The following is a 20,984-nucleotide window of genomic DNA, read 5'->3' as shown; positions in this document are numbered from 1 at the left end:
ATGCCCCTGGACCCCACCGCCCCCACCGACGCCACCGCCCACAGCCCTGCCGCGCCCACCCACTGGCTGCGCAACCCCGCCCTGCCCCCATGGTGCCTGGCCGTGCCAGTGCTGGCCTTGGGCCTGCTGGCCGCCGCCTGGGGTCGGCCGCTGGGCTTGGGGCTGGGCGCCGTGCTGACCGCGGCCCTGTTCGCCGCCGTGATGGCCGCCATCCACCACGCCGAGGTCGTGGCCCACCGCGTCGGCGAGCCCTTCGGCACGCTGGTGCTGGCCGTGGCCGTCACCATCATCGAGGTGGCCTTGATCGTCTCGCTGATGCTGGCCGGCGGCGAAAGCGCCAACTCGCTGGCGCGTGACACGGTGTTCGCCGCGGTCATGATCGCCAGCAATGGCATCGTCGGCCTGTGCCTGGTGCTGGGCGGCCTGCGCCATGGCGTGCTGGCCTACCGCGTCGAGGGCACGAGCCCGGCATTGGCCGCGCTCGGCGCCATGGCCGGCCTCTCGCTGGTGCTGCCCAGCTTCACCCAGACCACGCCAGGCCCGACCTACAGCGGCTCGCAACTGGCCTTCGCCGGCGTGGCCTCGCTGGCCTTGTACGGCGTGTTCGTGTTCGTGCAGACCGTGCGCCACCGCGACTACTTCCTGCCGGTGGGCGGCCAGGGCGGCGACCTCACGGACGCACGCGCCGATGCGCACCCCGACGAACACCACCACGCCGAGCCGCCCTCCAACGCCGTGGCCTGGACCAGCCTGGGCCTGCTGATGTTGTCCCTGGTGGGCGTGGTCGGCCTGGCCAAGGCCCTGGCCCCAGCGCTGGAAGCCGGTGTCGATGCCGCTGGCCTGCCGCACGCGGTGGCCGGCGTCGTCATCGCCCTCATCGTGCTGCTGCCCGAGACCGGCGCCGCCATCCGCGCGGCCAAAGGCAACCGCATGCAGAGCAGCCTGAACCTGGCGCTGGGCTCGGGCCTGGCCAGCATCGGCCTGACCATCCCGGTCGTGGCCGGCCTGTCGCCCTGGTTCCCGTTTGCCATCGTGCTGGGCCTGCCGCCCATGCAGATCGTGCTGCTGGCCCTGACCCTCATCACCGCCACCCTGACCCTGGGCAGCGGCCGCGCCACCGTCATGCAGGGCGCGGTGCACCTGGTGCTGTTCGCGGCGTTCTTGTTCTTGACCGTGGTGCCTTGAGCCCTGGTTCAGTGCCCTTGGATCCGCTGCAAAGCCTCGACAGCCGTGACGATGGGCATGCCCTGATGGCTGCCAAGTGGCAGCAAATCGCGCTTGTCGCCCGAGGCGATGAGGTCAGCCCGGCCTGGGCGAGCCGCGCCGCGAACTTGCCGCGTGAGAGCACATCGAGCAGTTCGGTCAGCAGTGTCTCGCTGGTGCAGAACTCAAACTCCCCGGCTTTGGCGGAGTTGAGCAACTGGCGGGGTGGCCCGTCGGAAATCACGCCGGACACCAGCAAGTTGGTGTCGATGACGATGCGCACTGTTCGCTCGGGCCTTGGGCTCAAGCGCCCTGCTGAGCGCGGCGCGCCAGCCGTGCGGCCTGCACCTCGGCTTCGACCTCATCTTCAGAGACCGGCGGCAGGTTCAAGGCGTCAAGCCTGGCCATGCCTTCGGTGAGCCTCTGGGCGGCTGCGGCGCGCTCTTCACGCGAGGCCAGAAACTCCACGAAGTCAAAAACCTCGGCCACTCGGCTGGGTGACAGCTTCTTGAGGCGTTCCATCAGTTGCAGTTCGATTGCCGTCATTGCAGAACTCCTTCTCAAGGCGGGTTTCATGATACTTCCACGAGGCCCCGCCCTGCGGAGAACTCAGCGCTTGAGCTTGGCGAACGCCGCGGCCATGGCGGAGTTGGCCGGGCTGGCCGGTGCAGGTGCACCACGCCCGCCGCCACCGCCCATGCGCTCGTTGCGCGCGGCCGGGCGGAAGCTGTTGTCCTTGCCTGCGCCAGCACCGGAAGCTCTGGGCGCCGGCGCGCTGTCCAGCTTCATGGTGAGTGAGATGCGCTTGCGGGCCATGTCCACTTCCAGCACGCGCACCTTGACGATGTCGCCGGTCTTGACCACCTCGCGCGCGTCGCTGACGAACTTGTTGGCCAGCTGGCTCACATGCACCAGGCCGTCCTGGTGCACGCCCAGGTCCACGAAGGCGCCGAACTGCGCCACGTTGGAGACCGTGCCCTCCAGCACCATGCCTTCTTGCAGGTCTTTGATGTCGTCCACGCCGTCGTTGAAGCGGGCCACCTTGAAGTCGGGGCGTGGGTCGCGGCCTGGCTTTTCCAGCTCGGTGAGGATGTCGCGCACCGTGATGACGCCGAACTTCTCGTCGGCGAACAGCTCGGGTTTGAGCGTGCGCAGCACGTCGCTCTTGCCCACCAGTTCGGCCGCGGCCTTGCCGGTGTGGGCCAGCATCTTCTGCACCACGGGGTAGGTTTCGGGGTGCACGCCCGACACATCGAGCGGGTTGTCGCCGTCGCGGATGCGCAAAAAGCCCGCGGCCTGCTCGAAGGTCTTGGCGCCCAGGCCGGCCACGTCCATGAGTTGCTTGCGGTTCTTGAACGCGCCATTGGCGTCGCGCCAGCGCACGATGCTGTTGGCCACGGTGGCGCTCAGGCCCGACACGCGCGACAGCAGCGGCGCCGAGGCCGTGTTGAGGTCCACGCCCACGCCGTTGACGCAGTCTTCCACCACGGCGTCCAGCGTCTTGGCCAGCTCGCTTTGGTTGACGTCGTGCTGGTACTGGCCCACGCCAATGCTCTTGGGGTCGATCTTCACGAGCTCGGCCAGCGGGTCTTGCAGGCGGCGGGCGATCGACACGGCGCCGCGGATGCTCACGTCCAGATCGGGCAGTTCCTTGCTGGCGAACTCAGACGCCGAATAAACCGAAGCACCGGCCTCGGACACCACCACCTTGTCGATGACGGCACCGGGTGCGAGTTGCTGCAGGCGCTTGATGAGGTCGGCGGCCAGCTTGTCGGTTTCGCGGCTGGCCGTGCCATTGCCGATGGCGATCAGGTTCACGCCGTGCGTGGCGCAGAGCTTGGCCAGGGTGTGGATGCTGCCCTCCCAGTCCTTGCGCGGCTCGTGCGGATAGACCGTGCTGGTGTCGAGCACCTTGCCGGTGTCGGACACCACGGCCACCTTCACGCCGGTGCGGATGCCCGGGTCCAGGCCCATGACCACGCGCTTGCCTGCCGGCGCGGCCAGCAGCAGGTCGCGCAGGTTCTCGGCGAACACCTTGATGGCGGTGGCTTCGGCCGATTCACGCAGGCGGGTGAAGAGGTCGCGCTCCAGGCTGAGCGAGAGCTTGACCTTCCAGGTCCAGGCCACGGTCTTGCGCAGCAGGTCGTCGCCCGGGCGCTTCTTGTGCGACCAGCCCAGGTGCATGGCAATGCGGGCTTCGGCGGCGGACACGGGGCGTGGCGCCTTGGCGTCTTTCACGGCACCAGCGGCCTGGGCTTGCGCCGCGTCCAGGTCTTCGGCCAGCACCAGCTTGGCGTCGAGGATCTCGTTGGCACGGCCACGGAACACGGCCAGGGCGCGGTGCGAGGGCACGGTGCGGATGGGCTCGTCGTAGTCGAAGTAGTCGCGGAACTTGGCGACGTCGGCGTTGAGCTCGTCCTTGCCCGACATCAGCTTGGACTGGAACAGGCCTTCGGCCCAGAGCCAGTCGCGCAGCTTGCCGATGAGCTCGGCGTCTTCGGCCCAGCGCTCGGAGAGGATGTCGCGCACGCCGTCGAGCACCGCGAAGGCATCGGCGAAGGCGTCGGTGAAAGTGGCGCCAGCTTCGCTTGCCTGGGCAGCGTGGAAGGCGGTGGCCTCGGCCAGTGGGTCGAGCGTCGGGTCGGCGAAGAGCCGTTCAGCCAGTGGCTCGATGCCGGCTTCGCGGGCGATCATGCCCTTGGTGCGGCGCTTTTGCTTGTAGGGCAGGTAGAGGTCTTCCAGCTCCTGCTTCGTGGGCGCGGCCTCGATGGCGGTGCGCAATTCGGGCGTGAGCTTGCCTTGCTCCTCGATGCTTTTGAGCACGGCGGCGCGGCGGTCTTCCAGCTCGCGCAGGTAGGCCAGGCGGGCTTCGAGCTCACGCAGCTGGATGTCGTCGAGGCCGTCGGTGGCCTCCTTGCGGTAACGCGCGATGAAGGGCACGGTGGCGCCGCCATCCAGCAGGTCCACGGCGGATTTGACTTGGGAGGGGCGAACCTTCAGTTCGGCGGCCAGTTGCAGCAGGATCTTGTCCAAGGCAGTTCTCTTTGGGCTTGGGAGGGTTGGGCGTCAGAGGGGCGGGCGTCGGAAGCGGGGCAGTTTGCCACAGGGCACCCGCGGATCGGGGACAATCACGGCATGGCTCTGATCCCCTACTTCCTCCCGAAAACCGTCCTGTTCAAGCTGGACCCCGAGGTCGCCCACGACCTGACCATCGCTGCGCTGGCCCGCTTCCAGAACACGCCCCTGGCCTGCCTGTGGGCCGAGCAGCGGGTGCAGGACCCGGTCACCCTGGCCGGCATCACCTTCCCCAACCGCGTGGGCATGGCCGCCGGCCTGGACAAGAACGGCCGCGTGATCGACGGCCTGGGCGCCATGGGCTTCGGCTTCGTGGAGGTGGGCACCGTGACGCCCAAGGGCCAGCCGGGCAATCCCAAGCCCCGCATGTTCCGCCTGCCCGAGGCGAACGCGCTGATCAACCGCCTGGGCTTCAACAACGAAGGCCTCGACAGCTTCCTGGCCAACGTCAAGCGTGCGAGCTTTCGCCGCAACGGCGGCATCCTGGGCCTGAACATCGGCAAGAACGCGGCCACGCCCATCGAAAGCGCGGTCGATGACTACCTGATCGGCCTGGACGGTGTCTTCCCGCACGCCGACTACGTCACCGTCAACATCTCCAGCCCGAACACGCAGAACCTGCGCGCGCTGCAAAGCGACGAGGCCCTGGACGCGCTGCTGGGCCGCCTGCAGGAACGCCGCCAGCAGCTGATCGCGCGGCACGGCCGCACGGTGCCCATGTTCGTGAAAATCGCCCCCGATCTGGACGAAACCCAGGTGGGCGTGATCGCGGCCACGCTGCAGAAAAACGGCATCGACGGCGTGATCGCCACGAACACGACGGTGTCCCGCGAGGCCGTGCAAGGCCTGCCGCACGCGCTTGAGACCGGCGGCCTGAGCGGCGCGCCCGTGCTGGAGGCCAGCAACCAGGTGATCCGCCAGCTGCGTGCGGCGCTCGGCCCGCGTTACCCAATCATCGGGGTGGGTGGCGTGATGAGCGCCGCCGATGCCCGCGCCAAGCGCGATGCGGGCGCCGACTTGGTGCAGATCTACACCGGCCTCATCTACGAAGGCCCGGGCCTGGTGAAGGACTGTGCCGAGGCGCTGCGCCACGGCTGAGCGCCTTCAACCCAGCGACATCAACCCAGCGACATCATCCCGCTGACCGGTGCGTCGGCCAAGGGCAGGTTGTCCACCAATCGGATGGCGCGCTCCAAGGCCTGGCCGCATTCCTTGGGGCCCAGCTCCAGCGGACGGGCATAGCGCGCATGCACCTGCTGCATGGCCGCCAGGAACTTGGGGCCTTGCAGCGCGGTGGCGTTGACCACCTCGTTGGCCATGCTGGCCACGGTGCGCAAGATGTCTTCGGGGTTGGCCGGGTGGCGCACGCCGCGTTGCAAGCCCACGGGCCGAGCCGCCTGGACCAGGCGCTCGTGCAGGCCCCAGTGGCGCATGACCGCGGCCGTCAGGTCGTCGAGGTTGATGCCCAGCACCGCACCGGCGGCCGCCTCCAGGCTCATGCCGGGTGTGGGCTGCGCGCCGGGCTCGCTGGGCGGTGCGGCCTGCGTCAGGCGCTGGATCTGCAAGGCTTCATCGGGGAAGTGGTAGAGCACCAGCAACCAGCTCAGGCGCTGCGACATGGCCGCGATGCTGGCCTCTTCGTCATGGATGGAGAACGGCGCCATCAGCCGGGCGATGTGGCCGGCCAGGCAGGTGTTGCGCAACTCATCTTCCAGCGCCTTCATGGCCGCCTGGCCTGCTTCGGCCGACATGCTGGCCATGGCCGCGAGCACACCGGGCCAGCTGCGCACCGCAGCCTGCACCTGGCGCAGCCCCTTCTGCCCGAGCAGCAGCACGGCACGCGACAGCGTGGTGACGCCATCGTCGCTGGAGGTGCTGCTGTAGCCGGCGGTGTTGACCGCGCGCATCAGCTCCCAGACCAGGGCGGGGTTCTTCACCATCACATCGACAAAATCGTCCACGCGCAGGGAATCGGCCGACAAGGCGGCGATGAAGCCGCGCTCGGTGTCGGGCCGCCCTGGCAGGGAACCGACGCTGTTGAGGCGGTCGAGCAGCAAGGCCAGCGGCCCGCCGGAGTCGGTGGCGTTGGTCTTGACCCAGCCCTGCAAGGCGCTCAGCAGCGTGCGGGCGTTGAGGTAGCGCTGGCGGTGCTGGCGGTCGGTGGCGCGGTTGACGATGGCGCGCAGCGTTTCGGGCACCGGGTGGGGCGTGGTCCAGGGCAGGCGCACGATTTCCGCGCCCACGCGGTTGGCGGCGCTGTAGATGTCGGCGTCGTCGAGCGCAGGGTGGTTGGCCAGCAGGCGGTGCAGCAAGAGGCCGACCATCAGCACGTCGCGCTCGGTCGTTTTGCGGATTTCCTGGCGGCCGCGCGGCGTGCGTTGCGCCTGGCCCGGCTGCAGTGGCACGAGACCGGCGCCCAGGCTGACCAGCAGCGCATGGCCGGCCTTGTCGATGAGCACCGTGTGCAGGCCGATGTCCTGGTGGGCCACGCCGGCTTCGTGGGCGTAGGCCAGGCCTTCGAGCAGCTCGCAGGTCCAGTGGGCCACTTCCAGGGGGGTGGGCGGCGGGCTGGTCTGCAGGCGCTCCAGCAGGGTCATGCCGCCGTTGCGGGCCGCTGTCAGGAAGGGCCAGCCGTCGTGGCTGCCAACTTCCAGTGCTTCGGCCAGGTGGGGGTGTTTGAGGCGGGCCGCCGACAGCACGTCCTGCGTCCACTCTTCCCGCTCGGTTGCGTTGGCCGGCTGGGCGCGGGGCACGCACAAGAGCATGTCTTGCTGGGCGCGCGGGTCCCAGGCCAGCCAGGTGCTGGAGGCCATGCTGCGGCCCAGCATCTGTCGCAGCTCGAATCGGCCGAACAGGCGAGGCGCAGCGGTGGGAGGGGGCGTGGCAGCGGCCATGGTGGGCGGGGGCAAGGCGGATCCTTGGGGGAAGGGTCTGTGTCCCTTTGTTACCGACGATTGCACTACACCCGGCCGTCAGGCAAAACCCTGTAAAGCCACGGATTCAGCGTCTTGTTCCCAGCCTCGTGCATTTGTCACGGTCTGGTCCACATCCAAGCGCGCATTCAAGAGCGCAGACCGGAGCGCTCAACCCAGCGCGTCCACCGGCAACCACTGCCCCTTGCCGGAGACGAAAGCCGCCCGCACCGGCTCGCCCGGCTGCAGGTGGCTGACCGCCGCGATGTAGCGCCGCAGTTGCTGCCGGTGAGACAGCAGCGCGTCGGGCTGGGCGTTGAGCTTGTAGTCGATCACCCACCACTCGCGGCCGGCATCCGTCTGGCGAGCGACCAGGCGGTCCAGGCGCAGGGTCTGCCCCTCGTGGCACAGCGCCACCTCGTTGCCGGCCCACAAGAGGCGCTGCGGGTCCAGCCAGGGCTGCAACTCCGGCGCGAACAGGATGGCGCGGGTGCGCGCTTCGGCATCCCCTTGCCATCGGGTGGGCAGCCCGACGCTGCGCAGCGCCGACACCACCGCTTGCCGCACCAGGGCTTCGCTGCGCGCCGACACGGGCTGCACGGTGAGCACCTCCAGCGCGCGGTGCACGGCCTGGCCCAGCAGGCGGGTGTGGGGGTCGTCGGCTTCAGCATCAGCGGCGAGGTTGTCGTCGGCTGGCTTGGGCCGCAGCGCTGGCAGGACGGCAAGTTCGGCCATCGCGGCACGCGGGGTTTGCAGGCCCGGCGCATTGCCCTGCCCTGCCATGGCTTCGCCTTGCGGGTCGATGGCTTCGGACGCCACCAGGCGCTGCCACCAGCTCATCGCCCCCGACGACGATGCCCGGCTGGGCACGCTGCGGCTGAAAACGAGCTGTTCGCGCGCCCGGGTGAGGGCCACGTAGAGGGCGTTGAGCTCCTCGCGCTGGGCGGCCAGGCGCTCGGCCTCCAACGGCGCGGCCAGGCTGGGCGGCGGCGCGCTTTCAGCCTGGACGAAGGCCACGCGGGCGGGGTGCGGTGCGTTGTCGGGCCAGTCCACCAACAGGGCATAGCTGGCGCGTTTGGGTGGCAGCGGGTCGGTGTCGAGCATGAACACGACCTGGGCCTCCAGGCCCTTGGCGCCGTGGATGGTCAGCAGCTGCACGGCGCCGGCCTGGGCACGCGCCGGCAAGGTCGGCGACTGCTGGCGCAGCGCGCGGATCCAGCGGTAAGGCGTGGCGTCGCGGCCGGCGTCCATCTCCAGGGTGTGGGCCAGCAAGGCGTCGATGTGCCACAGCGCCTGGGCGCGCTGGCTGGTCGGCACGCAGGCCAGCACGCGCTCGCGCACCTCGCCCTGGGTGACGATGCGCGTGAGCAAGTCGTGCGGGGGCAATTGCGCGGCCAGACCCCGCCAGGCCGACAGCAGATGCGCAGCGCGGGCGAGGGCTTCGGGCATGGCTTCGCCGGAGGCGGCCCAGGCTTGCAGGGCGTCCCACCAGGGGGTGGACGCTTGGGGCTTGGTGGCCCACGCCGCCAGGGCCATCAGGCCGGCGTCATCCACGCCGAACACCGGGCTCTTGAGCGCATGCGCCAGCGCCAGGTTCTGGCGGGGCGACACCAGCGCCTCGACCACGGCGACCAGGTCGCGCACCTCGGGGGTGTCGATCAGCGGGGTGTTGTCGGGCGCCACGTGGGGCACGCCCAGCGCGTCGAGCGCTTCGGCCACCAGGGCCAGGGTCGCGCGGGTGCGGCTGAGCACGAAAACCTCATCGGCGGGCACGCCTTCGTGGCGCACGGCGTGGGCGACGGCCTGGGCCAACTGCGCCGCCTCCACCGCCTTGACGGTGGTGCGGGCCTGCAGGCGCGGGGTGCGCAGGGTGTCGCGCCAGGGGGTGCTGGACTCGCCGGTGTCATCTGCCTGGCCGTCATCGGCACCGTTGACACCTGTGCTGTCAGCACTGTCTTTGGACACGCTGGGCAGCACGCGGATGCGCGCGGCGTCCTGCGAGGTCGTGGTGTGCGTGCGCCAGCCGGGGAAGGCGCCCTCGGCGTGGGCCTGGCCCATGACGCGGTTGAGGCAGTCCAGCACGCCAGGGGCGTTGCGGCGGGTGTGGTCGCAGGCCAGCAGGTGGCCGCCCAGGCCCTCGATGACGAAGTCCTTGGCCGCTTCGAAGACGCGGGGATCGGCCCGGCGGAAGCGGTAGATGCTTTGCTTGGGGTCGCCCACCAGGAAGACCTGCAAGGGCTCGCGGCCGCTGCCGCCACCGCCCGCACCGGCATAGGCCGACAGCCAGGCGCGCAGGGCCTGCCACTGCAGCGGGCTGGTGTCCTGGAACTCGTCCATCAGGACCTGGCGCACCTGGCTGTCCAGGCGTTGCTGCACCCAGCCGGCCAGGGCCTCGTCGCTGAGCAGGCGGGCCGCGGCCAGTTCCAAGTCGGCCATGTCGGCCAGGCCGCGTTCGCGCTTGAAGGCGGCGTACTCGTCCATCATCAGGCGGCTGAGCGTGACCATCTGGCGGTGCAAGGCGTGGGCGTCTTGCTGGGCACAGGCCTGGCGCAGGTCGTGGAGCCAGGCTTGGGCCCAGGCCAGCTCGGGGGCATCGCCGAGCTGCTTGCGCGCGTCGCCCTTGCCGTCTTTGGTGAACAGGGCTTGCAGGAGGGCGTCCATGCGCTGGGCCAGATCGGTCTCGGCCAGCGCCAGCGCCACGGCTTCGCCGGCCTTGACCGCCTTGCTGCCCGGCTTGGCCGTGGCCTGGGCTCGTGCCAGCGCCCAGAAGCCGTCGTTCACCGATGTGCGCGCCAGCGCCTGGTGAGGGTGGTCCAAGCCTGCCCACTGTGCGTCCCAATCGGCTGCAGAAGGCACGCTGTCGGCGAGCACACCGCCCTGCTCTGCCAGGAACACCTCCAGGCGGTTGTGCAGGGCTTGCAGCAACCAGGCCTGGGCGTTGTGGCGGCCGGCTGCGCGGATGACGGCGTGGAAGGCCAGCCAGGCATCGTCGAGAGGGTCATCGAGGGAGGCGCCCTGCGACCCATCTTGCTTGGGTGCCGACGCCTCGGGCTGGCGACCGCCCGCCAGCGCATCGATGCGCCGCAGGCAACGCGCCCACAGCTCGGGCCAGATGGCTTCGGTGTCTTCCAGCAATTGCAGCTCGGGCGGCAGGTTCAGCTCGGCCAGCAGGTCCAGCGGCGCGGCCTTGACCAGGCGGGAGAACCAACCGTGGATGGTGTGGATTTCCACGCCGCGGCCACCGGCCAGCCACTCCCCGTGCAATGCCCCGAGGCGCGGCGAAAGCTCGGCCAAGCGCGCTTCGGGCACGCCGCGCAGGCGCAATTCGGTCTCGCGCTGCGCCGGTGAGGCCTGGGCGAAATCGGCCAGCCAGCGGTGCAGGCGCTCGCGCATTTCGCCCGCGGCCTTGCGCGTGAACGTGATGGCCAGCACCTGCTGCGGCGGCACACCATCGAGCATGGCCCGCAGGATGCGCGACACCAGCATCCACGTCTTGCCTGCGCCAGCGCAGGCTTCCACGACCACGCTGCGCTGCGGGTCGCAGGCCACGGCGTAGAAACGAGCGGGGTCCACCCATTGGCCGTCGAGTTGGTAGGCTTCATGGGCCATCGTGGGCCTCCTCGGGTGTCCAGTGGTCGCGCCGGCACAGGCCGCGCGCATGGCAGTGGCCGCACACCGGGCCTTCGCCCAGGGCCGGCAAGGGGCTGCCTTCTCGCAGGCGCTGCCAATCGCTGGCCAGGCCTTGCAGCAGGGCTTCGGCGCTGTCGGCCACATCGGGGTGCTCCAGCATCTTCACGGCCTTGGGGTCCAGGTGGACGTAGCCTGCGCGGACCTGATCGCCTGTGTGACCCTGTGCATCGGCGCCCAGGGCCGCGTAGAAAGCGAGTTGGGTGTCTTCGCTGCCCGACTGGGCGCGCAGGCGCAGGCTCTCGGCGTTGCCGGTTTTGTAATCGAGCACCCAGCGCACTTCGCGCCGGGCCTGGCCATCACCGGCTGGCTCGTGGCGCACGTCGATGCGGTCCAGCTGCCCGTAGAGCTGCAACGCACTGCCATCGTGCAAGGCCAAGGCCCGGGTGATGGACTGCTCGGTGGCGCGCACGGCCCAACCGTCGGCCTCGTGCGTGCGCAACCAGCCCACGTAGGCCCGGGCCAGGGCCGGCAAGGCCGCGGCGAAAGGCAGGAAATGGGCGCGCTGGCCTTCGCCACCCATGCCCAGATCGACCGACACCTCGCGCGCCACGGCCAGCCACTGGGCCACGTCCTCGTCAGCCTGACTGAAAGCCAGCGCCTGCGAGCGCGCTTCGTGGAAGCGCCTGAGCACCTCGTGCAGCCAGATGCCGTAGTCGGACGCCTCCAGACCTTCCTCCAGCTCGTCCGCCTGGCGCAAACCCAGCACCGTGGCGGCAAAGAAGCGGTAGGGACACTGGCGCAATTGCTCGTAGCTGGTGGCCGACACCCGCGCCGGCAAACCCACGGGCGCCCCCATCAGGCTGGGTGCGGGCATGGCCACGGGCGTGGCCGCCACGGCCAGGGCTTCGCGGGGGTCGGTGCCGTGCAGCACGGCGTCGGGACGGCCTTGTGCCCAGCGGGTCAGCCAGGGGCTGGGCTCCAGCGTCTCGCTGCCTTGCGCCCGTCGGTGCAGGCAAGTCACCTCCGGCTGGGTCAGCAGCAACCCCAGGGCCTCCCACTGGGCTTCGCGCAACTGCACCGCGGTGGACAAACCCATGGCCTCGCGCAAGCGCTGGCCCAGCCAGCCCGGGCTGTTGGGCAAAGCGCCCAGCTGGCGCTCGTCGGCACCGGGCATGACCACGGCCGAGAAAGGCCGCAGCACCGCACGTGCCAGGGTCGTGATGACCACATCGGGCGCGCCTTCAGGCGGTGCGGGCCGAAAGGTCACCTCTTCCAGCACCTCGCGGACCCAGCGCTGCAGCGCGGCGCCATCCATGCGCGTGCGCTGGCACACGGCCAGCCACCCCGACGCGGGAGCCCTGCCCTGCGCAGCCTCTGCCGACGCATCCCCCGTCGATGCTGGTGCGGCTTCGAACTCGCCGAGGCGCAACGCCTCCCAGACCAGCAAGCCCGCCGCGTCTTCGCACAACGACGCCTGGGCGCCACAGGCGGCCATGGTCGCGTGCAAGGCCTGCAGCCAGCCCGCCAGGTTGCCGCGGCGGTCGCGCCACATGGCCTGCAAAGGGGCCACAGCAGCCTGCGCCCAACGCCACACGGCCGCACCGTCCACCGGCAGCGAGCGCGCCAGGTCCGAAGGCGACGCCATGACAGCACCCAGCCCCCAGGCCTGCACCAGCCCGTGCTGGCGGCACCAGGCTTCCAGCTGCCCGACGGCATCGTCCAGGTGGGTGTGAGGGCCGCCCTGCGTGGCACCTTGTGCAGCATCCCAGCGCAACCAGCCCGACTTCAACCAGTCCAACACCTCGTCGGTCGATGCCCGCGGGTTCGATGCCGCCAGCAGGCGCGAACACACGGTGGCCGCGCGCGTCGTGGACAGCCGCCAGCCGGTCTCATCAGCCAGGGACACGCCCATCTCTTCCAGCAAGGCCCGCGCGTGGCGCACCACGCCGCGGTCCAGCGCGATCAAGGCCACCGGATGCGCCGCGCCGTTACAGGCGTTCGCACGCACCGCGTTGACGGCCTGCAAAGCAGCCGCGGCGGCCTGGCGGGCCTCGTCCAGCGTGTCGGCGCAAGCCAGCAGGGTCACGCTCGGGCTGGGCGGCTTGCCGGATGAGCGATCGAACGAGTGATCAAACGAGCTGTCCGCCAAGGCCCCGTCCACGGCATCGGCCGGCGCCAACGCAGACGGCCGCGCCACGACCCGCCTCACCGGCTTGCCATGCGCCGCGGCATGGGCCAGCACGGCCAGGGTCAAGGCGCCCTCGCTGCCAGGCGCCACCGTGTCGCCGGCATTCACCGCCACCCAGGCCGCCGGGCCCGCACGGTCCACCGCGCAGGCGAACACCGCGTCAGAGGCAAAGCCCTGTTGCGCCGATGCGGCCGCCCATTCCAGGGCCCAGGCCAGCAACAAGGCCTCGCGGTGGCCAGGCCCGTGGGACGCACCGCCCTGCCCCTGGGCCTCAGACATCAGCGCCCGCCAGGCCTCCACCCGCGCCGATCGGGCTTCGGGCGCACAGCCTTGCAAAGCGCGCGTCCAGGCTTGGGCGGCGTCCACCACCTGGTCCAGCGCGAACTCGAAACCCCGCGGATCGCGCCGGGACCACTGCTTGGCCCATGCCTGCGCCTGCAGACTGTGGCGTGCGTGCAACCGGTCCCACACGCTGTCCAGCGTCACCGGCCCCGCGAACACCTCGGCCAAGGCCCCGCCCCAGACCGGCGGCGTGTGCGACCAGGCCAGGCCATCGATCAGCCCCGCGATGGTGTCGATGCGCGGCAACCAGCCGCCCACGGCCTGCGCCCAAGCCTGGCGCGCCTGCGACAGCACCGCGCCCACGGGCAGCACCACACAGGCGTCGCGCGCCTCAACGCCCTGCCCCTGCAACCAGGCCGACGTTTGCAAAGCCCAATCGCGCCACGCCTGCTGCGGCGCCACACCCGGGGCCCAAACCCAGGGCTGCGTCAAGCCGGGCAGCAGATTGGCCACATCCACATGAGAACCTCCGGACACAGGATCGCCCAAGGCGCTGACTATCGGCATGATTGAGTTTGATGATTTCCGGCTGGCCTGAGCGCCCGCACCTTCTGTGTCAGAATCACGACAACCTGGCTGGCGTGGTTCCGCAATCCCTGGATTCCCCAGCCCTCACGAGGACAGTTTCATGAGCAGCGACCTGATCAAACACATCACCGATGCATCTTTCGATGCCGACGTCCTGAAGGCCACACAGCCGGTGCTGGTGGATTATTGGGCCGAATGGTGCGGCCCTTGCAAAATGATCGCCCCGATTCTCGACGAAGTGGCCAAGGACTACGACGGCCGCCTGAACGTCGCCAAGATGAACGTGGACCAGAACCGCGAAGTCCCGGCCAAGTTCGGCATCCGTGGCATCCCCACGCTGATGATCTTCAAGGGCGGCCAACTGGCTGCCACCAAGGTCGGCGCGCTGTCCAAGGCCCAACTCACGGCCTTCGTCAACGAGAACATCTGAGCGCTCCATCGGGTCGCGCAACGGGCAGACCGTGCGCGACCTGAACGCCTTGGCGCGCAGCAAGCCATGCTGTCGCAAACAGGCCTATAATGATTTTCGTGGTGGTTGCCGTCGGTTGACGTCGCCACCCGCTCGCACCGTCTCGGCGTGTCTGCCGGAACGCGCAGGCTCGATGACCTGCTTCGCTGCAGGCTTCGTCCCCCCACCCCCTTTGCCCACGACTATCTTGTCTGCCTGACGGCATGCCCTTGAGCATGTCCTGCCCGGGCGGCCTCGTTCAGGGTCACCATCCATGCACCTTTCCGAATTGAAGGCACTGCACATCTCCAAACTCGTGGAGATGGCCGAAAGCCTCGAGATCGAAAACGTCTCTCGCATGCGCAAGCAGGAGCTGATGTTCGCCATCATGAAGAAGCGCGCCAAAGCCGGCGAGCAAGTCTTCGGCGACGGCGTCCTCGAAGTCCTGCCAGACGGCTTCGGCTTCCTGCGCGCCCTCGACATGAGCTTCCTTGCCAGCACGGACGACATCTACCTGTCGCCCAGCCAGGTGCGCCGCTTCAACCTGCACACCGGTGACCTCGTCGAAGGCGAAGTCCGCGTGCCGAAAGATGGCGAACGCTACTTCGCGCTGGTCAAGGTGGACCGCGTCAACGGCATGTCGCCCGAGGTGAACAAGAACAAGCTGATGTTCGAGAACCTCACGCCGCTCTTCCCTGACGAGCAGTTCAAGCTCGAAAGCGACGGCGTGCGCAGCGACGACAACGTCAGCAGCCGCATCATCGACCTGATCGCCCCCATCGGCAAAGGCCAGCGCGCCCTGATCGTCGCCCCGCCCAAGAGCGGCAAGACGGTGCTGATGAAGAACCTGGCCCACGCCCTGGTTGCCAACCACCCGGACGTGCACCTCATCGTGCTGCTGGTGGACGAGCGCCCCGAGGAAGTGACCGAGATGCAGCGCACCGTGCGCGGCGAAGTCATCAGCTCGACCTTCGACGAGCCGGCCCAGCGCCACGTGCAGGTCGCCGAAATGGTGATCGAGCGCGCCAAGCGCCTGGTCGAGCTCAAGAAGGACGTGGTCATCCTGCTGGACTCCATCACCCGACTGGCCCGCGCGTACAACAACGTGCTGCCGTCCTCGGGCAAGGTGCTGTCGGGCGGTGTGGATGCCAACGCCCTGCAGCGCCCCAAGCGCTTCTTCGGCGCGGCGCGCAACATCGAAGAAGGCGGCTCGCTGACCATCATCGGCACCGCGCTGGTTGACACCGGCAGCCGCATGGACGAAGTCATCTACGAAGAGTTCAAGGGCACCGGCAACTGCGAAGTCCACCTGGACCGCCGCATGGCCGAAAAGCGCGTCTATCCGTCCATCCTGATCAACAAGTCGGGCACGCGCCGTGAGGAGTTGCTGCTGAAGGCGGAAATCCTGCAAAAGAGCTGGATCCTGCGCAAGCTGCTCTACCCGATGGACGAGATCGAGGCGATGGAGTTCGTGCTCGACAAGATGAAGTCCACGAAGAACAACCACGATTTCTTCGACATGATGCGTCGCGGCGGTTGATCCGCCCGCAGGCAACCTGGACTTCCAACGGCCCCGCGCCCCGCGCTGGGCCGTTTTGCGTTTGTGGTGCTATAATCTGCGGTTTTCCAGCTGTCGGAAAGTGTCTGGCATGGTGTCAGGTGGCTCCCGAACATGCAATTTGCAAACAGCAAGAGGTTTCCCATGCCCAAGCAAGGTATCCATCCCAACTACCGCGAAGTCGTGTTCCTGGACCAGTCCAACGGCTTCCAGTTCGTCACCCGCTCCTGCGCTCCCGCCAAGGACAAGATCACGCTGGAAGACGGCCGTGAACTGCCCCTGTTCAAGCTGGAAACCTCCTCTGAGTCGCACGCTTTTTACACCGGCACGCAGAAGTCTGTGGACTCGTTGGGCGGTCGCGTCGAGAAGTTCCGCAACAAGTTCGCTCAGTTCCGCAAGTGATGCCCGCCTCCGGACGCGCCTGTGCGCCGTCCGGACGTGTTCATCGCATGCGTTGCAACGCAGCGTTGAAAGGGCAGCCCAGGCTGCCCTTTTTCATTGCCAAGCCACGCCAGGCCTTCGCTGCCTTGGCGGCCGTGGCACCCGTCGGTCCGCCTCATCCGCTGTGACGCGCCCATGAAGCCAGCCTCCCACCTGCCCCCGGCCTCCCCCGCCCTCGTCACCCAGCGGGCCGCTCAGCGCCTGCCCCGCGTGGCGCTGCTGCTGTTCTGCGCGGCTTACGTCCTGCCCGGGCTGCTCGGCCGGGACCCCTGGAAGAACGAAGACATCGCCGCCTTCGGCCACATGTGGAGCCTGGCGCTCGGACAGGCTTCGTGGTGGCACCCGCACGTCGGCGGCGTTGTGCCCCAATCGGGCGGCATCCTGCCTTACTGGCTGGGTGGTGGCGCCATCGCCCTGCTGAGCCCCTGGGTGGACCCGGCCGTGGCCGCGCGGCTGCCCTTTGCAGCTCTGCTCACCGGCGTCCTGGCCCTGACCTGGTACGCCACCTACGAATTGGCCCGCACGGACGCGGCCCAACCCCTGCCTTTGGCCTTCGGTGGCGAAGCCCGCCCGCAGGATTACGCCAGAGCGGTGGCCGACGGTGCGCTGCTCGCGCTGATCGCATCCCTGGGGCTGCTGCAACTGGGGCATGAAACCACGCCCGAGTTGCTGCAACTCAGCGGCAGCGTCTTGTTGCTGTTCGGCTTGTCTGCTGTGGGGCACCGCCGCGGCGCAGCCCGCGCTGCCACGCTGCTCAGTCTGCCCATCCTGGCGGCCAGTGGCAGCCCGGCGGTGGCCATGTTGTTGGGCGCTGCGGCCGTGCTGGTCTGCCTGCGCTCCCAGCAAGGCGACATGCGCGAACACCTGCGCTGGGTGCTGATCAGCACGGCCCTGGCCGCGGGCATGGCTGGCGCTTTGAGCGCCGCTGGGCTGCCCGGCTGGGGATGGCGCATCGCCCAGGAGTGGCGCCCATCGGCCATCCTGCAGCTGATGGTGTGGTTCACCTGGCCCACCTTGCCTCTGGCCGCACTGACCTGCTGGCACTGGCGCCAGCACCTGCGTCGCCGGCACATCGCCGTGCCCCTGCTGCTGGCCAGCGTCGGCATGGCGTCGGCCATCGCCATGGGTGGCAACGACCGCGCCCTGTTGATCGCCCTGCCCCCTTTGGCCGTGCTGGCGGCGTTCTGTCTGCCCATCCTGCAACGCAGCCTGGGCGCGGCCATCGACTGGTTCTCGGTGTGCTTCTTCACGGTGTGCGCCGCGGCCATCTGGCTGGGTTACGTCGCTGTGCAAACGGGTGAGCCGGCACGAACCGCAGCCAACGTGCTCAAGCTGGTGCCCGGAGCCCAAGTGAACTTCTCTTGGGTGACCTTGGCTGTGGGCACCGCAGGCACGCTGCTGTGGCTGTGGCTGGTGCGCTGGCGCACGGCGCGCCGCAGCCATGCCCTGTGGAAAAGCCTGGTGCTGCCGGCTGGCGGCGTGGCCCTGTGCTGGTTGCTGCTCATGAGCTTGTGGCTGCCCTTGCTCGATCAAGCCCGCAGCTACCGCCTGCTGATGAGCCGCATCGCGCCCCACATGCCCCGCAGCGAACTGGTGTGCGCACCTGGCGCATCGGTCGGCCTGTTGACCGGCATGGAGTACTTCGGCGACTACCGCGTCGATGGCCGCCATGGCGCCTCTTCCGCGCGTTGTGGCACGCTCGTGCTGCGCATCCAGCCCAAATCACGCGCACCCCGCGTGGCAGGCTGGCACACGGTGGCGCAGTACAACCAGCGCACGCGCAACTCGGAACTCATCGTGGTGTACCGCCGCAACGCCGCGGCACCTTGAACGCTCTGAGTCCCAGGTCGGGGATCCGTCACTTCGCTGTCAGGCCTTGCGCACCCGCACCGCGGGGATCTGCAGTGTGAAGACCGAGCCCTTGCCCTTTTCGCTGGTGATTTTCAACTCACCGCCGTGCCGCTGCACCACGTGCTTGACGATGGACAGGCCCAGGCCTGTGCCGCCCGTGTCCCGCGAACGGCTGCCGTCCACCCGGTAAAAGCGCTCGGTGAGGCGTGGGATGTGCTCAGCGTCAATGCCGGCACCATGGTCGCGCACGCTGAACTCGCCTGTGCCGTCCGGCAAGGTCTGCCAACGCACCTCGATGGGCTGACCCGCAGGGGTGTAACGCACGGCGTTGGACACCAAATTGCCCATGGCGCTCAGCCACTCGCTTTCGATGCCTGAAACCTCCACCGCCTGATCGCTCGGGTCCAGGAACACGGTGATGGGATGCCGCTCACGCGACAAGCCCCTGGCATCGCTCTCGATGCGCTGCATCAACGCCGAGGCCCTGATCCATCGGTCAGAAGCCGGCCGCGGGCTGCCCTCGATCTGGGCCAGCGTCAGCAAATCGGCCACCAGGCTCTGCATGCGGTCTGCCTGCTGCGCCATCAAGGCGATGACGCGCTTGCGCTCCACCTCGGTCAGTGGCAAGGAACCCAAGGTCTCGATGAAGCCATTGAGCACCGTCAGTGGCGTGCGGATCTCGTGTGACACGTTGGCCACGAAGTCCCGGCGCATGGTGTCGGCGCGTTCGCGCTCGGTGATGTCCTGAGACAGCACCAGCTTCAGCCCCTCGCCGTACTCCTGGATCTGGATTTGCAACCAAGTCAGCGATCCACGGCTCACCGGCACCTTGACCGGCACCCGGAAGTCCCCCACGGCCAGGTACTGCACAAAGGCGGGCTGGCGGATCAGGTTGGTCACGCGCTGCTGCAGGTCGCGCTGGCGGTTGAGCCCGAAGTGGTCGGCCGCAGCTGCACTCACCCAGGTGATGTGGTCGGTGTCGTCCAGCAGCAGCACGCCATTGGGCGAGGCCTCGATGGCCGACAGGAACTGGTCCAGTCGGGCACGCTCGGCCTCCACCTCATCCCGGTGCGTGCGGACCAAGCGCTGCACCCGGTGCGCGACCTCTGCCCAGACACCCGCCAGGTGCGGCGAGGCCTGCTCCGGCGTGCGCAGCCAGTCCAGCAGCTCGCTGCCTTTGAGCGTGTCGCTGACAGACAAGGCCAGCACAGAAGCCGCACCGAGGGAGATGCCCAAAGCCACCGGGTAACCCAGGTGAAAGCCCAGCCAATAGCCCACCACGCCGCCCAGCACGCCGGCCACCACACGGACCAGGATGCGCGACAGCAGCCAAGAGTTGCTTGAATCCACAGGGCTCCGTCAGGCTGCGGCGTCAACGACCTGTTGGGTCAAGCGGTAGCCCGCGCCACGCACGGTCTCGATCAACTGGGAGCGGTGCACCGGCGACAAGGCCTCGCGCAGACGCTTCACGTGCACATCGACCGTGCGCTCTTCGATGAAGACATGGTCACCCCAGACACGGTCCAGCAGTTGCGCACGGCTGTGCACGCGCTCCGGGTGGGTCATGAAGAAGTGCAGCAATTTGAACTCGGTCGGACCGATCTTCACTTCCTGCTCGCCACGGCAGACACGGCGGGTGGCCGGGTCCAGGCGCAGGCCGGCGATCTCCACGGCCGAATCCAGTGCCTGAGGTGCCTTGCGACGCAACACCGCACGCACACGGGCCATCAGCTCGTGCGTCGAAAAAGGCTTGGTCAGGTAGTCGTCGGCCCCCGCGTCCAGGCCAGCGACCTTGTCCACCTCTTCCGCACGGGCGGTCAGCATGATGATGGGCAGGTCGCGCGTGCGCGCCACACCGCGCCAGCGCTTGGCCAACGACAAGCCCGACTGGCCTGGCAGCATCCAGTCCAGCAGCACGAGGTCGGGCAGCACCTTGTCGATCTCCAGCTGTGCCTCGTCGCCATCGCGGGCCAGCACCACTTCGAAACCGGAATGACGCAAGTTCAATGCGATCAACTCCGCGATCGCCAACTCGTCCTCAACCACCAGCACACGGCTCATCGCGCTGCTCCTCTGTTATTTGATGATGGACTCAACGGCTTCCGGCGTGTTATGCCGCACGTCGGTGCCCTTGACGATGTAGATCACCTGCTCGGCCAGGTTCTTGGCATGGTCGCCCACGCGCTCGATGGCCTTGGCCACGAACACCAGGTCGATCGATGCCGAGATGGTGCGCGGGTCTTCCATCATGTAGGTGATCAGCTTGCGCATCAGGCCATCGAACTCGGCGTCGATTTCGTTGTCGGCCTTGATGACTTCCAGCGCGGTCGTGGTGTCCAGACGGGCAAAAGCGTCCAGGGCCTTGCGCAGCGAGGCCGTTGCCAGACCGGCTTCGAACGACACGTCGCTCACCGGCAGGCGCAGGCGGCTGGACACGCCGGTGTTGATCAGGCGCTGGACCGTGCGGGCCACGCGCGCGGCTTCGTCACCCACACGTTCCAGGTTGCCAATCGTTTTGGAGATGGCGATCAGCAGGCGCAGGTCGCGGGCGGTCGGCTGGCGGCGCGCGATGATGGCCGACAGGTCCGCATCGATGGACATTTCCATGGCATTGACGCGCTCTTCGTGGGTCAGCACCTGGCTGGCGACTTCGCCATTGAAGTGCGTGAGGGCGTCAATGGCCAAGGCCACCTGGGATTCGACCAGGCCGCCCATTTCCAGCACGCGCGTGGAAATGCCGCTGAGTTCGTTGTCAAACTGGCTGGACAGGTGTTTTTCCGTCATGAGACGACTCCTTGTGTGTATCTG

General features: G+C 68.5%; 15 protein-coding genes. 6 read left to right on the top strand and 9 right to left on the bottom strand.

The window, feature by feature from the left end; translation table 11 throughout:
• Positions 1 to 1,185: a calcium:cation antiporter gene (locus EV672_RS06505; RefSeq protein WP_133607504.1), complete on the top strand. Its 1,185-nt coding sequence runs from the start codon at positions 1 to 3 to the stop codon at positions 1,183 to 1,185.
• On the opposite strand, the gene EV672_RS19355 is transcribed toward EV672_RS06505, so the two are convergent.
• Genes EV672_RS19355 through EV672_RS06490 form a run of 3 tightly spaced genes read right to left on the bottom strand, consistent with a single transcriptional unit; the run spans position 1,121 to position 4,236 of the window.
• Complete coding sequence (locus EV672_RS19355) at positions 1,121 to 1,486, bottom strand: putative toxin-antitoxin system toxin component, PIN family (protein ID WP_166643484.1); 366 nt, start codon at positions 1,484 to 1,486, stop codon at positions 1,121 to 1,123. The genes EV672_RS06505 and EV672_RS19355 overlap by 65 nt on opposite strands.
• Before the next feature lie 20 nt (positions 1,487 to 1,506).
• Positions 1,507 to 1,779 (bottom strand): DUF2281 domain-containing protein, encoded by a 273-nt coding sequence (locus tag EV672_RS06495; RefSeq protein WP_243738563.1) that lies wholly within the window; start codon positions 1,777 to 1,779, stop codon positions 1,507 to 1,509.
• Between the two features lie 33 nt (positions 1,780 to 1,812).
• Positions 1,813 to 4,236 carry a Tex family protein gene (locus tag EV672_RS06490; RefSeq protein ID WP_133607499.1) on the bottom strand — a complete coding sequence of 808 codons (2,424 nt, stop codon included), beginning with the start codon at positions 4,234 to 4,236 and terminating at the stop codon, positions 1,813 to 1,815.
• Between the two features lie 102 nt (positions 4,237 to 4,338).
• On the opposite strand from EV672_RS06490, the gene EV672_RS06485 reads away from it, so the two are divergent.
• Positions 4,339 to 5,376 (top strand): quinone-dependent dihydroorotate dehydrogenase, encoded by a 1,038-nt coding sequence (locus tag EV672_RS06485; RefSeq protein ID WP_133607497.1) that lies wholly within the window; start codon positions 4,339 to 4,341, stop codon positions 5,374 to 5,376.
• A gap of 20 nt (positions 5,377 to 5,396) precedes the next feature.
• On the opposite strand, the gene EV672_RS06480 is transcribed toward EV672_RS06485, so the two are convergent.
• The 3 genes from EV672_RS06480 to EV672_RS06470 all read right to left on the bottom strand — a co-directional run bounded on the left by EV672_RS06480 (position 5,397) and on the right by EV672_RS06470 (position 13,809).
• Complete coding sequence (locus EV672_RS06480; protein ID WP_133607495.1) at positions 5,397 to 7,187, bottom strand: serine/threonine protein kinase; 1,791 nt, start codon at positions 7,185 to 7,187, stop codon at positions 5,397 to 5,399.
• Positions 7,188 to 7,361: 174 nt separating this feature from the next.
• On the bottom strand, positions 7,362 to 10,799 hold the full coding sequence (locus tag EV672_RS06475; RefSeq protein ID WP_166643483.1) for a UvrD-helicase domain-containing protein: 3,438 nt from the start codon (positions 10,797 to 10,799) through the stop codon (positions 7,362 to 7,364).
• The gene (locus tag EV672_RS06470; protein ID WP_166643482.1) at positions 10,789 to 13,809 is read right to left on the bottom strand and encodes a PD-(D/E)XK nuclease family protein; all 3,021 of its coding nucleotides are present in this window, start codon (positions 13,807 to 13,809) and stop codon (positions 10,789 to 10,791) included. Before EV672_RS06470 ends, EV672_RS06475 begins: the two co-directional genes overlap by 11 nt.
• A gap of 169 nt (positions 13,810 to 13,978) precedes the next feature.
• On the opposite strand from EV672_RS06470, the gene trxA reads away from it, so the two are divergent.
• The 4 genes from trxA (at position 13,979) to EV672_RS06450 (ending at position 18,155) form a co-directional block, all read left to right on the top strand.
• Entirely contained in the window at positions 13,979 to 14,308 is a 330-nt protein-coding gene (gene trxA / locus EV672_RS06465) for a thioredoxin TrxA (protein WP_133607489.1), read from the top strand.
• A gap of 292 nt (positions 14,309 to 14,600) precedes the next feature.
• Positions 14,601 to 15,866, top strand: a complete 1,266-nt coding sequence (gene rho, locus EV672_RS06460) for a transcription termination factor Rho (protein WP_133607487.1) — start codon at positions 14,601 to 14,603, stop codon at positions 15,864 to 15,866.
• 162 nt (positions 15,867 to 16,028) lie between these two features.
• Positions 16,029 to 16,286: a type B 50S ribosomal protein L31 gene (locus tag EV672_RS06455; protein ID WP_133607485.1), complete on the top strand. Its 258-nt coding sequence runs from the start codon at positions 16,029 to 16,031 to the stop codon at positions 16,284 to 16,286.
• A 174-nt stretch (positions 16,287 to 16,460) separates the two neighbouring features.
• Positions 16,461 to 18,155 (top strand): ArnT family glycosyltransferase, encoded by a 1,695-nt coding sequence (locus EV672_RS06450; RefSeq protein ID WP_243738562.1) that lies wholly within the window; start codon positions 16,461 to 16,463, stop codon positions 18,153 to 18,155.
• A gap of 39 nt (positions 18,156 to 18,194) precedes the next feature.
• On the opposite strand, the gene phoR is transcribed toward EV672_RS06450, so the two are convergent.
• From phoR to phoU, 3 genes are read right to left on the bottom strand one after another with little or no spacing between them, the layout of a single operon-like run.
• Positions 18,195 to 19,526 (bottom strand): phosphate regulon sensor histidine kinase PhoR, encoded by a 1,332-nt coding sequence (phoR, locus tag EV672_RS06445; RefSeq protein ID WP_133607483.1) that lies wholly within the window; start codon positions 19,524 to 19,526, stop codon positions 18,195 to 18,197.
• Positions 19,527 to 19,535: 9 nt separating this feature from the next.
• Complete coding sequence (phoB, locus tag EV672_RS06440; RefSeq protein ID WP_133607481.1) at positions 19,536 to 20,237, bottom strand: phosphate regulon transcriptional regulator PhoB; 702 nt, start codon at positions 20,235 to 20,237, stop codon at positions 19,536 to 19,538.
• 15 nt (positions 20,238 to 20,252) lie between these two features.
• Entirely contained in the window at positions 20,253 to 20,960 is a 708-nt protein-coding gene (gene phoU / locus EV672_RS06435) for a phosphate signaling complex protein PhoU (protein WP_133607479.1), read from the bottom strand.
• Between the last annotated feature and the right edge of the window lie 24 nt (positions 20,961 to 20,984).

Origin of the sequence: Aquabacterium commune (genome assembly GCF_004362855.1) — a bacterium.
Taxonomy (GTDB): domain Bacteria; phylum Pseudomonadota; class Gammaproteobacteria; order Burkholderiales; family Burkholderiaceae_C; genus Aquabacterium; species Aquabacterium commune.
Note: the sequence above shows the minus strand (reverse complement) of the source record. Positions and strands in the feature narration are given on the sequence as shown.

What these genes read in the sequence shown, in the direction of transcription:
- EV672_RS06450 (WP_243738562.1), top strand. Translation starts at nt 16,461, where the DNA reads ATGAAGCCAGCCTCCCACCTGCCCCCGGCCTCCCCCGCCCTCGTCACC.
- trxA (WP_133607489.1), top strand. Translation starts at nt 13,979, where the DNA reads ATGAGCAGCGACCTGATCAAACACATCACCGATGCATCTTTCGATGCC.
- EV672_RS06475 (WP_166643483.1), bottom strand. Translation starts at nt 10,799, where the DNA reads ATGGCCCATGAAGCCTACCAACTCGACGGCCAATGGGTGGACCCCGCT.
- EV672_RS06455 (WP_133607485.1), top strand. Translation starts at nt 16,029, where the DNA reads ATGCCCAAGCAAGGTATCCATCCCAACTACCGCGAAGTCGTGTTCCTG.
- EV672_RS06505 (WP_133607504.1), top strand. Translation starts at nt 1, where the DNA reads ATGCCCCTGGACCCCACCGCCCCCACCGACGCCACCGCCCACAGCCCT.
- phoB (WP_133607481.1), bottom strand. Translation starts at nt 20,237, where the DNA reads ATGAGCCGTGTGCTGGTGGTTGAGGACGAGTTGGCGATCGCGGAGTTG.
- rho (WP_133607487.1), top strand. Translation starts at nt 14,601, where the DNA reads ATGCACCTTTCCGAATTGAAGGCACTGCACATCTCCAAACTCGTGGAG.
- phoU (WP_133607479.1), bottom strand. Translation starts at nt 20,960, where the DNA reads ATGACGGAAAAACACCTGTCCAGCCAGTTTGACAACGAACTCAGCGGC.
- EV672_RS06485 (WP_133607497.1), top strand. Translation starts at nt 4,339, where the DNA reads ATGGCTCTGATCCCCTACTTCCTCCCGAAAACCGTCCTGTTCAAGCTG.
- EV672_RS06495 (WP_243738563.1), bottom strand. Translation starts at nt 1,779, where the DNA reads ATGAAACCCGCCTTGAGAAGGAGTTCTGCAATGACGGCAATCGAACTG.